The following is a 13,290-nucleotide window of genomic DNA, read 5'->3' as shown; positions in this document are numbered from 1 at the left end:
CGGCCGGTCAGACGTCGGCCGGCGCGGTGGCGGCGCGGGCCACACCGACCAGCCGGTCGATCTCGGCGAGCAGCGCCTCGTCGTCCGCCGGAGTGCCGGGGTCGAGTCGGACCGTCCAGGTCAGACCGTCGACCCCGGCCACGCGCCGGGCCGCGACGCGCGCCGCGCCGCCGGGCACCGGCTGGTGCTCGGTGTACGCGACCGAACGGGTCACCCGGGCCCGCACCTGGTGCGGCAACTCCCCCGGGTCGAGCAGCAGGTACGTCTCGGCCGGACCGTCGGCGACCACCGCGTAGCCGTCCCGCTCGACGAGCGGCTCGGCGGGGGTGACCGTCAGCTCCCGGCCGGACCAGACCGCCTTGAGGATGGTGTGCCACCCGAACCGGTGCCCTCGACCGGGCAACCACAACCCGAGGTTGGTGGCGACCACCACCCCGTCGCCCTCGCCGTTGCCGGCGGCGGCCCAGGCCAACACCCGCTCGTCGGCGGTCAGCGGCGGCCGGTCGGCCGGCGGCAGCTTCGGCTTGCGGCTGAACAGTCCCATCTAGAGGCCTCCCGCGGCCTGCTCGCGCAACGCTCGGGCGTGCTGCTCCAGGGACAGCAGCTCACCGAAGGCGGCGAAGTACTCGTCCTTGTTGTTGACCGGGTTGATCCGCTGGATGCGTGACTTGAGGTCCCGGACCCGGGCGGTCACCGACCCGAACTGCACGCGGGCCATGGTGATCGACACGTAGCGCGGGTCCGGTTCACCGTCGATCCGCAGTGGTTCGACTGCCAACTCACCGACCAGCGCCGCGGCCGCCAGGTCGTCGCAGGCGTCGCGGACCGACTCGATCCAGACCGCGCCGCCGGTCGCCGACGCGGCACCACCGGCCGCCGCGATGGCAGTACGGACCGCGACGTGCACCGGGTGGCGGTATTCGGTGGCCTCGACCGCGTCGAACATCGGCCCGGCCAGGACCGGTTGCTGGAGGGCGAGTTTGAGCGCCTCCCGCTCGACCATCGACTGCGGGCTGTCCACCGCCGGCTCGGGACGGGCCGAGGTTGGCCGGGCTGCGGGGGCGGCGTCGCGGGCGCTGGGCGGCGGGGTGTTGGCGGCGGCGAGCACCGCCCGCTGCACCGGCTCGATCTCCATGCCGAGGTCCATGGCCAGCTTGCGGACGTACTCCGGGCGCTTCTCCCGGTCCTTCAGTCGCGCGACCAGCGGCGCGGCGTGGCGCATCGCCTCGACCCGGCCGTCGACGGTGTCCAGGTCGAAGCGGCTGATCACGTGTCGCAGCGCGAAGTCGACGAGCGGCTCGCGGCGGGCGACCAGGTCACGCACCGCCAGGTCGCCCTTGGCCAGCCGCAGGTCGCACGGGTCCATGTTGTCCGGGCTGACCGCGATGAACGTGCGCCCGACGAAGCGCTGGTCGTCTTCGAAGGCGCGCAGCGCGGCCTTCTGCCCGGCGGCGTCACCGTCGAAGGTGAAGATGATCTCGCCGGCCACCTCGTCGCTGTCGAACAGGAGCCGACGCAGGACGGAGATGTGGTCCGCGGCGAAGGCAGTGCCGCAGGTCGCCACCGCCGTGGTCACCCCGGCCAGGTGACAGGCCATCACATCGGTGTAACCCTCGACGATCACCGCCCGACCCTGCTTGGCGATCTCCCGCTTGGCCTGGTCGATGCCGTAGAGCACGTGCGACTTCTTGTAGATCGGCGTTTCGGGGGTGTTCAGGTACTTCGGGCCGTCGTCGTCGTCGAAGAGCTTGCGCGCACCGAAGCCGATCACGTCACCGGCGAGGTCGCGGATCGGCCAGAGCAGCCGGCGACGGAACCGGTCGATCAGGGTGCCGGAACGGGACTCCCGGGACAGCCCGGCGGTGACCAACTCCTGGTGGGTGAAGCCCTGCTGGCGCAGGTGCTTGGTGAGCGGGTCCCAACCCTCCGGCGCGAAACCACAGCCGTAGCGCTCGGCGGCGGCCCTGTCGAAGCCCCGTCGCGCCAGGAACTCCCGTGCCGGCCGGGCGCCGGCGGTGCTCAGTTGCGCGCTGTAGAACTCGACGGCTGCGGCGTGCGCGGCGACCAGTCGCTGCCGCTGACCCTGCTGCGGGCGGGGGCGCGGGGTGCCCTTGTCGTCCTCGATGTAGCGCAGTTGGATGCCGGCGCGGCCGGCCAGCCGCTCGACGGACTCCACGAAGCTGAGGTGGTCGGCGTCCATCAGGAACTTGATCGCGTCCCCGCCGGCCCCGCAGCCGAAGCAGTACCAGACGTTGCGGGCCGGGGACACGTTGAACGACGGACTCTTCTCGTCGTGGAACGGGCACAGACCCTTGAGGTTGCCGCCGCCGGCGGACTTCAGGGTGACCGTCTCGGAGATCACATCCCCGATCGAGGTGCGTTCCCGGACCAGTGCGATGTCCTCGTCCCGGATCCGCCCAGCCATGCGCCACCCCCTCGCCGTACATCCTGCCCTGCCCGACGGACGACACGCCGGCCGGGGGACGCCGGTGTGGCGGCGACCGCTGCCGGCTGGGCGGTTCCGGCCCGCAGGCCGGGTCCGCACGGGGACCATGACCAGATGCGCCGGGTACGGACCGAAGCCCCCCGCCTGCCGAGATGGCTGGCCGCTCGGATGGGGCTACCCGGGCAGACCCCGCAGACGGACGAGGCCGGCCACCGGCACGCCACCTGGCTGGAACTCTTCCTCGACCTCATCTTCGTGTACGCGCTGGCGGCGGTGGTGACCCGGCTGGGCAACGAACCGGCCCCGTCGCCGAGGGCGGTGCTGGCCGTGATCGGGCTCTTCGTGGTGATCCAGTGGGCCTGGATGGGGCAGGTGTACTACGACACCCGGTTCGATCCGGACGACGCGTTGCACCGGCTGCTGGTGCTTGTCGCGTTGGTCGGCGCGGGCGCGATGACCCTCGGGGTCGACGAGGTCCCGGAGAGCGTGCTCCTGCCGGTCGGGTACCTGATCGTGCGGGGTGTGCTGCTCCTGCTGTACCTGCGTGCCTGGCCGACCAGCGCGAAGGCCCGGATGGTGACGACTGTCTACCTGATCGGCTTCGGGTCGGGCTGGTTGATCTGGCTGGTGTCGCTGACAGTGCCCACCGAGCTGCGCCCGGTCCTGTGGATCGTCGCGATGGTCATCGAGCTGGCCACGCCCTGGGTCGGGGTGCGCTGGCTCAACCGCTGGCCGGTGGACAACAGGCACCTGCCGGAACGGATCGGCCAGTTCACGATCATCGTGCTGGGTAGCGCGCTGGCCAGCCTGCTCTTCGCCGTGCCGGACCACCCCCCGCCCCACATGATCCTCACCGCCGCGTTGGCCTTCCTGATCCCGGCGGCGGTCTGGTGGGTCTACACCACCTTCGTCACCACCCGGCTGCTCCAGAGCCGGCTGCGCGGCGGGCAGGCGTACACCTACCTGCACATTCCGCTGGGCGGTGCGCTGCTGCTGCTCGGCTGGTCGCTCGGGCAGGTGGTCCGGCTGGTCGACGACAACGCGAACCACCTGCCGCTGGAGCTGCGGCTGCTGCTGGGCGCATCGATGGTGATCTGGACGCTATGTGGTCTTGCCCTGTACTGGCTGTGGACACGGCCGAGCGGCGCCCGGTTGGCGATCGCCGTCTACGGGGTGGTCTCGGTCTCGCTGATCACCGCGACGGTGCACCAACCGAGACTGATGCTGTCGCTGCTCTCCCTGGCGGTCGTCGGGTACGCCGTCCTGGTCAGCCGGCGACTGGCCAAGGCCGGCGAGGCAAACCACACACCCGAGGGGTGAGCGGCGCTCAGGCCGCCGCGGCGGGCTCCGGGATGGCCGTCTCCTCGGCCGCCACCTGCTGGTTCCAGTCGGCCTTGGTGGAGCGCCAGCCCTCGTCGTCCATGCCGCGCCGCCAGTAGCCGGAGATGGAGAGCCGGTCGAGGGGAATTCCCCGCTCGCGGCGCAGCAGCCGGCGCAGCTCCCGGACGAAGGCGGCCTCGCCGTGCACGAACGCGTGCACCTGGCCGGCCGGGAAGTCCAACGCCCGCACCGCCTCGACCAGCGCCTCGCCCACCGGGCGGTCGCCGCGATGCAACCAGGTCAGCTCGACCGCCCCGGGGCTGAGTAGCTTCTGCTCCTCCGCCGGGTCGGCGATCTCCACGAAGACGTGGGCCGGGGCGCCCAGCGGGAGGCGCTCCAGCGCGGCGGCGATCGCCGGCAGGGCGCTCTCGTCACCGACCAGCAGGTGCCAGTCCGCGTCCGGGTTCGGGGCGTACGCGCCGCCGGGGCCGACGAAGTGCACCGGATCGCCGGGACGCAGCGCGGCGGCCCACGGGCCGGCCAACCCCTCGTCGCCGTGGTGTACCACGTCGACGGTCAGCTCCCCGGCCAGCGGATCCCAGCGCCGCACCGTGTACGCGCGCAGCCGGGGCCACTGCTCCCGGGGCAGGTCCCGGCGGATCGCGGCGAGGTCCAACGGCTGCGGGTACGCGACCCCCGACTGAGGGAACACCACCTTGATGTAGTGGTCGGTGAACTCGCCCACCGGCAGGCCGACCAGTTCGTCCCCACCGAGGACGAGCCGGATCAGGTGCGGGGTGGGCCGCTCGGTGCGCAGCACCTGGGCCGTTGTGACGTTCCTGGAGCGTTCCGTCATGCCAGTTAGGTTAGCCTAAGCTGGCTCGCGGTCGGTCGGGGGTGTCCCCTTGCCGACCAGGCGGGTGTGCCAGGTCACCGCCGCCGGGTCGGTGAGCGAGGCCACCTGGTCGATCACCACCCGGAGTCTGGCCCTGTCGTCGGGGGCGGCCCGCCACAGCGGGGCGAAGATCGGGTCGAGCCCTTCCGGTGCACGCCGGACCAGCGCCGCGACCACCTCCGCCAGCATCGTCCGCTGCCGCTCGTAGCGGCCCCGGAAGCCACTGCGACGCATCACGTACCGCAGCGCGATGCCCTTGAGCAGCGCGCACTGCGCCCGTACCAGTCGGGGCACCACCAGGTCGGCGGCGTAGCGGCGGTGCGGGCCCGGCCCGAAGCGCTCCTCCGTCGCCGCCACCGCCGCGGACACGAACAGCCCGGTCACCCCGCTGGTGGTGGCCTTCAACGCGACCTGCGCGCGATGGCTGCCGTCGTACCCGGTGAACGGGGCGAGCAGCGGACCGGCCAGCAGGTCGACGAGCACCTCGGCCAGGTCCGTCGCGGACTCCCCGGAATAGGCGGCGGCCACGTCGGCGCAAAGCGCGGCCCGCTCGTCGGCGTCGGTGAGCAGCGGGTGCAACGTGACATAGCCGCCGTGGATGCCGTCCTCCACGTCGTGCACCGAGTACGCGACGTCGTCGGCCCAGTCCATCACCTGGGCCTCCAGGCAGCGCCGGTCGCCGGGCGCGCCGGCACGGATCCAGTCGAAGACGGCCGCGTCGTCGGCGTACACCCCGAACTTGCGCTCCCCCGGCCGGCGCGCCCAGGGGTACTTGCCGATCGCGTCCAGCGACGCCCGGGTCAGGTTCAGCCCGGCGGACGACCCGTCCGGGGCGAGCACCTTCGCCTCCAGGCGGGTCAACACCCGCAGGGTCTGCGCGTTGCCCTCGAAGCCGCCGCATGGCGTGGCGAGCAGGTCCAGCGCAGCCTCGCCGTTGTGCCCGAACGGCGGGTGCCCGAGGTCGTGCGCGAGCCCCGCGACGTCCACCACGTCCGGGTCGCAGCCCAGCCGGGCACCCATCTCCCGGGCGATCTGGGCCACCTCCAACGAGTGGGTCAGCCGCGTACGCAGGAAGTCGTCAGTGCCGGCGGTGTGCACCTGGGTCTTTGTGGCCAGCCGGCGAAACGCCGCCGAGTGCAGCACCCGGGCCCGGTCGCGCTCGTACGGCGACCGGCGATGTCCGGTGTCCTTGGGCGGCTCGTCGACCAACCGCGCATCCGCCGCCCCCGGCTCAGTCCTCGCGCTCACGCAACAGCCGTTGTTCGCGACTGCGGGGCTCGCAAGACCGGCTCACTCCTCGCGCTCACGCAGCACGCAGAACTCGTTGCCCTCGGGGTCGGCCAGCACCGTCCACTCGACGTCGCCCTGACCGATGTCGACGTGCCGGGCGCCCATGTCGACCAGGCGCTCGACCTCAGCCTCCTGATTGGCGGGGCGCAGGTCGAGGTGCAGCCGGTTCTTGCGCTCCTTGCCCTCGCTCACCGGGCCGAAGAACAGGGCGGGCACCTGGTCCGGGGACTGGCGGATCTCCACGCCGCTCGGAGTCTCGGTGACGACCTGATAGCCGAGCGCCTCGGCCCACCAACGGGCCAGTCGGGCCGGATCGCGGGCGTCCACAGTCAGGCTCTCCCAGACACTGGTCATGCAGTCACCTCTTCCCGTTCGACGCGGCGCCCAATCGGCCGTGTGCGAGCGAGCCAAGATTACGCCCGCCACCACTGCTCGACAGGCTCACGACGCATCGATGAAGGGCACACAACCACCGATTGGCCCCCAGTTGCCGACCGATCGCCGAGGGTTACGGGCTCGCGGCCGGAAGTCGCCAGCGGTAGCGTTCCCAGCGCGGAACGTAACCAGCCGACTGACACGCAGAGCCGACCGGTGAGGGGTAACGCTCGTGGACGCAGACACGGTGATGGGAACGGAGCTTCGGCTGCTGCGCCAGCGCCGACCCGACATCGCCGGCACGGTGCTCGCGGGCACCGACGGCCTGCTCATCTCCAGTGACCTGCCCAGCACCGACGCCACCCATCTCGCCGCGCTCGCCGCCGCGAGTTTCGGGCTGGGGCACCGGGTGGCCGACACCGTCCGGCAGGGTGAGTTCCGGGAGTCGGTCGTGTGCACCACAGCAGGCTGCGTGGTCACCTATCCGGCCGGGCGCAGCGCCCTGCTGACCCTCGTCACCATGTCGGCGGCGGGCGACCTGGAGGCGCTGCACGAGGAGGCGCGAGCGGTGGCCCGCCGCGCCGGGTCGTTCCTGGACGTTCGCGGCGGAGGCATCGGCGCGACCCCCGTACCGGACGCGCACGCCCCGCTGGCCACGCGGACCCCGATGGCGACCCTGCCGGCGCAGTTACGCCGCTCGTCCCGACCCACCTGGCGTCGTCCGCCGATCTGAGCGCCGGCGGCGGCCGGGTGATCAGGCCGCCGCCGACGTGCGTCAGCGGCTGTCCGACCCGCCGGTCTCCACCACCGCCCGGCCGGCCTCCAGCCGGGCCACCGGCACCCGGAACGGAGAACAGGACACGTAGTCCAGGCCGACCTCGTGGAAGAAGTGCACCGAGTCCGGGTCGCCGCCGTGCTCACCGCAGACACCGAGCTTCAGCCCAGGCCGGGCGGCCCGACCCTCCTCGGCGGCGATCCGCACCAGCCGACCGACGCCGTCGCGATCGATCGACTCGAACGGCGAGATGCCGAAGATGCCCAACTCCAGGTAGCGCCAGAAGAACGCGCCCTCGACGTCGTCGCGGGAGAAGCCCCAGCCCATCTGGGTCAGGTCGTTGGTGCCGAAGGAGAAGAACTCGGCGGCCTCGGCGATCTGCCCGGCGGTCAGCGCCGCCCGGGGCACCTCGATCATGGTGCCGATCAGCACCTCGACGCCGCTGTCCCCGACCACCTCAGCGATGATCTTCTCGGCCTCGGCGCGTACCGTCTCCAACTCCTGGACGGCCCCGACCAGCGGCACCATGATCTCCGGCTTGGCCACGCCCCCGTTGCGGGCGCAACTGACAGCCGCCTCGGCGATGGCCCGGACCTGCATCGCGAACAGGCCGGGGATGACCAGGCCGAGGCGTACGCCCCGCAGCCCGAGCATCGGGTTTTCCTCGTGCATCCGCCGGACGGCGGCGAGCAGCGCCTCCTCCTTGGCCACGTCCTCGCCGCGTTCCTGGGCGACCGCCACGTTGACGGCGAGCTGCTCCAACGGCGGCAGGAACTCGTGCAACGGCGGGTCGATGAGCCGGACGGTGACCGGCAGGCCGTCCATCTCGCGGAAGATCTCCTCGAAGTCGGCCCGCTGCAACGGCAGCAGCGCCGCCAGCGCCGCCTCCCGCTCACCCGGGGCCCGGGCCAGGATCAGCCGCTCGACCAACTCCCGCCGGTCGCCGAGGAACATGTGCTCGGTGCGGCACAGCCCGATGCCCTCGGCGCCGAAGCGCCGGGCCCGGGCGGCGTCCGCGCCGGTGTCGGCGTTCGTGCGGACCGCGAGCCGCCGCTTCCCGTCGGCGTGCGTCATGATCCGGTGTACGGCCCGGACCAGCGCGTTGTCGATGTGCTCGGGGTCGAGGCTGCCCTCGAAGTACTGCACGACCTCGGAGGGCATGACCGGCACCTCGCCGAGATAGACCTTGCCGGTGGTGCCGTCGATGGACACGACGTCGCCCTCGGTGACGGTCTGCCCGGCCACTGTGAACCGCTTCGCCGGGACGTTCACCTCGATCTCGTCGGCGCCGGAGACGCAGGTCTTGCCCATGCCCCGGGCCACCACAGCGGCGTGGCTGGTCTTGCCGCCGCGCGAGGTGAGGATGCCCTGGGCGGCGATCATGCCGTTCAGGTCGTCCGGGTTGGTCTCCCGGCGCACAAGGATCACCGACTTGCCCTCGGCGGCCAGCTCGACGGCTCGGGCGGAGGTGAAGACCACAGTGCCGGAGGCCGCGCCGGGCGATGCGCCGATGCCCTTGGCGACCGGCTGGAACTCGTGGTCGAGCTGGAAGCGCGGGAACATCAGCTGGGCCAGTTGCGCGCCGTTGACCCGATGCAGCGCCTCGTCCAGGTCGATCAGGCCCTCGTCGACGAGTTGCCCGGCGATGACGAACGCGGCGGCGGCCGTCCGCTTGCCGACCCGCGTCTGCAACATCCACAGCTTGCCACGTTCGATGGTGAACTCGATGTCGCACAGGTCCTTGTAGTGCTCCTCCAGCCGGGCCATGATGCCGAGCAGCTCGTCGTAGGAGGTCTTGTCGAGCTGCTCCAACTCCTGCAACGGCACCGTGTTGCGGATGCCGGCGACCACGTCCTCACCCTGAGCGTTGGCCAGGTAGTCGCCGTAGATGCCCTGCGCGCCGCTGGCCGGGTCACGGGTGAACGCGACCCCGGTGCCGGAATCCGGGCCGAGGTTGCCGAAGACCATTGTCACCACGTTGACAGCGGTGCCCAGGTCGGCCGGAATGCGCTCCTGGCGGCGGTAGAGCACCGCGCGCTCGGCGTTCCACGACTCGAAGACCGCCCGGATGGCCAGGTCGAGCTGTTCGCGTGGCTGCTGCGGGAACTCCCGGCCGGTGTGCTTCAAGAAGATCTTCTTGTACGCGTCGACCAGCCCACGCAGGTCGTCGGCGTCCAGATCCAGGTCGTTGTGGGTGCCCTTGGCGTGCTTGGCCTCGTCGAGCGCGTGCTCGAACTCCTCGCCCGGCACCTCACAGACGGTCTTGCCGAACATCTGGATGAGTCGCCGGTAGGAGTCCCAGGCGAACCTGTCGTTCTGTCCCGCCTGTGCGGAGAGCCCGACCACGCTCTGGTCGTTGAGACCGACGTTGAGAACGGTCTCCATCATGCCGGGCATGGAGAACTTGGCACCGGAGCGGACGGAGACCAGCAGTGGGTCCTGCGGGTCACCGAGGCGTTTGCCCATCGCGCGCTCCAGCGATTCGAGGTGCGCCTCGATCTGACCGGCGAGCCCGTCCGGTTCCCGTCCCGTCGCGAGGTACGCCTGGCACGCCTCGGTGGTGATGGTGAAGCCGGGCGGTACGGGCAGGCCCAGGTTGGTCATCTCGGCGAGGTTTGCCCCCTTGCCGCCGAGCAGCTCCTTGAGTTCCTTGTTGCCTTCGGAGAAGTCGTAGACGTACTTGTGATCGACGGTCTCTTGCGCTGCCACCAGAGCCTCCACAACACACGCGCCGGATTGACACTTAACGAAGGTTCAGTTTTCTTCTTCCCCGGGACGGACCGCCGGTAATCCCGGGGTCAACGTCGATCGGTGGGCGAAGGTTAAGCGAACATCGAGTGACCTGGGACCGTTCGGTGACAATTGGCACAGCCATCACGACTATCCGTGTTCGTACCGGTTTTTGGGAACGCTTCCATGCGCACCATCACGCATCCCGGCCGAGCGTCGTACGCTTGACGCCACGCCAGCCGGTGAACCTCACTTTTGCCATAACCGACGCGAATACACCCCCGGAGTCGCCGCCGTGTCGACCATCCCCTCCCCCGGCCCCACCGCCGTCCCCACACCGCTGTCGGCGGAGGAACCGGACGCGGCCACGCTGGCCCGCACGGCCGAGCAGACCGCGAGCACGTTGCTCGCCCCGGCGGCCCCGCACCGGCTGGCCGACGTCGTGCCCGCCCCCCAGCACGTCCAGCCGGACCCGACCGCCGACTGGGCGCTCCCGGCCGACGCGGTCATCGTGGCCAGCGCCGACCCCGCCGCGTTGGCCGTCGCCGAGCAGCTCGCCCAGCTCCTGCGTCCGGCAACCGGCTACCCGCTGCCGGTCACCGACGCCACCAGGCCAGAGCCCGCCGGTGCCATCGCGCTGGTGCTCGACGGCAGCGCCGACCTCGGTGCGGAGGGCTACAGCGCCGACCTCGGCGTGGAGGGCTACCGCCTGGACGTCGCCACCGACGGGGTACGCGTCACCGCAGCCACCGCAGCCGGCCTCTTCTACGGCGTACAGACGCTGCGCCAACTGCTGCCAGCGGGGATCGAGAGCCCCAGCCCGGTCACCGCACGCTGGGCGTTGCCGGGTGGGACCATCACCGACGCACCCCGGTTCTCCTACCGGGGGGCGATGCTTGACGTCGCGCGGCACTTCTTCGCCGTCGAGGACGTGCTGCGGGTGGTCGACCACCTGGCCCGCTACAAGCTCAACCACCTGCACCTGCACCTCACCGACGACCAGGGCTGGCGGATCGCCGTCGACTCCTGGCCGAAGTTGACCACCGTCGGCGGGACGACCGAGGTCGGCGGCGGCCCCGGCGGGCACTACACGAAGGCCGACTACGCGCGGATCGTCTCCTACGCGGCCGCCCGCCACATCACAGTCGTTCCCGAGATCGACCTCCCGGGGCACACCAACTCGGCGCTGGTCGCGTACCCGGAGCTGGCACCGGACAAGACCGCGCCACCGCCGTACACCGGCACCGAGGTCGGCTTCAGCTACGTCGACCCGGCCGACGAGCGGACGTACGACTTCGTCGCCGACGTGCTGGGCGAGGTGGCCGCGCTCACTCCCGGCCCCTGGCTGCACATCGGCGGCGACGAGGCGTTCAAGGTGAAGGGCGAGGTCTACACCGGTTTCGTCGAGCGGGTCCAGCGCATCGTGGCCGACCTCGGCAAGACCGTCGTCGGCTGGCACCAACTCGCGCCGGCCGCCCACCTCGACGGGCGGGTCCTGCAGTGGTGGGGCACGAACGGCGAAGACCCCACCACCGTCGACGCCGTACGCAGGGGCGCCCGCCTGATCGTCTCCCCCGGCAACCACGCCTACCTGGACATGAAGTACGCCCCGGACACCCCGATCGGGCACGACTGGGCCGGCCTCATCGACGTGCGAAAGGCGTACGACTGGGATCCGGGTACGCACGTCGCCGACGTACCCGCCGAGGCGGTTCTCGGTGTGGAGGCCCCGCTCTGGACCGAATCGGTCACCTCGCTGGCCGACATCGAACTGCTGCTCCTGCCCCGCCTCCCGGCCATCGCCGAGTTGGGCTGGTCACCCCGGGCAAGCCACGACTGGGCCGGCTTCCGCGACCGCCTGGCCGGCCAGGGCCCGCGCTGGACGACGGCCGGGATCACCTTCCACCACGCGCCCGAGATCCCCTGGCCCACCGCACCGACCATCCCGACACAACGCACCACACCCCAACCCGACACCGCCAAGCCCTGACCCCCGCGTTGGACCGGTTCCACCCGCCCTCTGCCCAGTGGGTCGGGCCGGTCCGGGCCGCAGGCCGCGGTCCGGGGCGCAGGCCGGTCCGGGGCGCAGGCCGGCGCAGACGGGCATGATCCACTCGGCTTTCATGAAGTCGGGGCATCCCCGGCTCCGGGACTCCGCGACTTTCAGGAACCCGAGTCGATCACCCCGCCGTTGGCGCCGTGTCCGTTTCAGCGGGCCGGCCTGGCGGGCTGATTGTCGGGTTTGACGGTCGGTGTCGGGTGGTCGGGGCCACCCCTACGGCGGAATCGGCGGCCGGGCCGGGTCGTTATACCTGGCATGCCACCGCGACTCTCGGGTCGTGGGGCGCGGCAGCCGCCGGGAACACCCGCCAAGCCGCCCCGGTTACACCCCCCGTCCGGCCGAGCACCACGACCGGCCGACGGGTAGGCGGAATGACCCGCCACCGCGGATGGTTACACCCTGTCCCGACGCCGACCCCTTGTTGCGGGTCGCCGGGCACAAGCTTTCCCGCACGGTCGCACCACCCCCCTGTTGAGTGCCGTGCGGGCACACCCCCGATGCAGAGGAGCACGCCATCATGCGTACCGATCTGATCCGTAAGACCGCCCTGACCGCCGCCGGCCTCGCCTTCACCGGAGGCGCCATCGCCGGCCCCGTCACCACCGCCTTCGCCGCCCCCACCAGCGGCAAGCCGGCCACGCAAACCCAGACCGACCGCAAGGGCCACGGCGAGCGGGAACTCGGCGTGCGCTACGAAGCCCAGCCGAACTTCTACTACTGCGGGCCCGCCGCGACCCGTAACGCCCTGAGTGTGCAAGGTAAGAACATCAACGTCGACGACATGGCCAAGGAAATGGGCACCACCGAGGCCGGCACCAACTCCATCAACGACATCACCCCCGTCCTGAACAAGGAAACCGGCAAGGCTGACGCCTACCGGTCGGTGGAGATCAGCACCCCCGACGCCGACGCCACGCAGACCGACAAGCTGCGCGCCGACATCGTCAAGACCGTCGACGACGGCCGGGCCGTGGTCGCCAACATCGCCGGCACCAGCACCGACACCGACGGTGTCACCCACTCCTACGAGGGCGGGCACTACATCAGCGTCGTCGGCTACCACGACAACGGCAACACCGTCACCATCGCCGACTCCGCCGACCCCAACCAAGCCGCCTACCAGATCAGCGTCGAGCACCTCGCCGACTGGATCGCCACCCGCGGCTACGCCACCAGCTGACCCCCACACCACCCGCACACACCGAAGGGCCGGACCCCACCACGGGGCCCGGCCCTTCGGCATGACCGGGTCGTTGTCCACCCGCCCTCGGCAAGCCACCCACCGGACCACCCCACGGACTGCGTCACGGGTCCTTTGGAGCTGATGTCGTAGACGAATCAGGGGCATGGCCGACCGAGTCGAGCTGGTGATTCGTTCACGACATCAGCTCGATAGG

Annotated in this window: 9 protein-coding genes and 1 pseudogene; 4 read left to right on the top strand and 6 right to left on the bottom strand. The window is 71.2% G+C overall.

Going from position 1 to position 13,290, the window contains the following annotated elements; translation table 11 throughout:
• Positions 1-7: 7 nt before the first annotated feature.
• Complete coding sequence (locus OG992_RS28025; RefSeq protein WP_238687116.1) at positions 8-544, bottom strand: hypothetical protein; 537 nt, start codon at positions 542-544, stop codon at positions 8-10.
• Positions 545-2,447: pseudogene (gene dnaG / locus OG992_RS28020) on the bottom strand (DNA primase).
• A gap of 113 nt (positions 2,448-2,560) precedes the next feature.
• Here dnaG and OG992_RS28015 point away from each other — a divergent pair.
• Positions 2,561-3,766, top strand: a complete 1,206-nt coding sequence (locus tag OG992_RS28015; protein ID WP_266304705.1) for a low temperature requirement protein A — start codon at positions 2,561-2,563, stop codon at positions 3,764-3,766.
• Between the two features lie 7 nt (positions 3,767-3,773).
• Here the strand turns inward: OG992_RS28015 and OG992_RS28010 are convergent, their stop codons facing one another.
• Genes OG992_RS28010 through OG992_RS28000 form a run of 3 tightly spaced genes read right to left on the bottom strand, consistent with a single transcriptional unit; the run spans position 3,774 to position 6,305 of the window.
• Complete coding sequence (locus tag OG992_RS28010) at positions 3,774-4,622, bottom strand: siderophore-interacting protein (RefSeq protein WP_266304704.1); 849 nt, start codon at positions 4,620-4,622, stop codon at positions 3,774-3,776.
• A 15-nt stretch (positions 4,623-4,637) separates the two neighbouring features.
• Positions 4,638-5,909: a deoxyguanosinetriphosphate triphosphohydrolase gene (locus OG992_RS28005; protein WP_238687113.1), complete on the bottom strand. Its 1,272-nt coding sequence runs from the start codon at positions 5,907-5,909 to the stop codon at positions 4,638-4,640.
• 42 nt (positions 5,910-5,951) lie between these two features.
• On the bottom strand, positions 5,952-6,305 hold the full coding sequence (locus tag OG992_RS28000) for a VOC family protein (protein WP_238687112.1): 354 nt from the start codon (positions 6,303-6,305) through the stop codon (positions 5,952-5,954).
• A gap of 253 nt (positions 6,306-6,558) precedes the next feature.
• Here OG992_RS28000 and OG992_RS27995 point away from each other — a divergent pair, with 253 nt between their 5' ends.
• Positions 6,559-7,059, top strand: a complete 501-nt coding sequence (locus OG992_RS27995) for a roadblock/LC7 domain-containing protein (RefSeq protein ID WP_266304703.1) — start codon at positions 6,559-6,561, stop codon at positions 7,057-7,059.
• Positions 7,060-7,101: 42 nt separating this feature from the next.
• On the opposite strand, the gene ppdK is transcribed toward OG992_RS27995, so the two are convergent.
• Positions 7,102-9,810: a pyruvate, phosphate dikinase gene (gene ppdK, locus OG992_RS27990; protein ID WP_238687110.1), complete on the bottom strand. Its 2,709-nt coding sequence runs from the start codon at positions 9,808-9,810 to the stop codon at positions 7,102-7,104.
• Between the two features lie 325 nt (positions 9,811-10,135).
• On the opposite strand from ppdK, the gene OG992_RS27985 reads away from it, so the two are divergent.
• Both OG992_RS27985 and OG992_RS27980 read left to right on the top strand, forming a co-directional pair.
• Positions 10,136-11,821, top strand: a complete 1,686-nt coding sequence (locus tag OG992_RS27985) for a beta-N-acetylhexosaminidase (protein WP_266305288.1) — start codon at positions 10,136-10,138, stop codon at positions 11,819-11,821.
• Positions 11,822-12,410: 589 nt separating this feature from the next.
• A complete protein-coding gene (locus tag OG992_RS27980; RefSeq protein WP_266304702.1) occupies positions 12,411-13,073 on the top strand; it encodes a C39 family peptidase in 663 nt (220 codons plus the stop codon).
• The last annotated feature ends 217 nt before the right edge of the window (positions 13,074-13,290 follow it).

Origin of the sequence: Micromonospora sp. NBC_00362, from assembly GCF_026342155.1 — a bacterium.
In the GTDB taxonomy this organism is placed as follows: Bacteria; Actinomycetota; Actinomycetes; order Mycobacteriales; family Micromonosporaceae; genus Micromonospora; species Micromonospora hortensis.
This window is presented reverse-complemented; position numbering and strand designations above follow the sequence as displayed.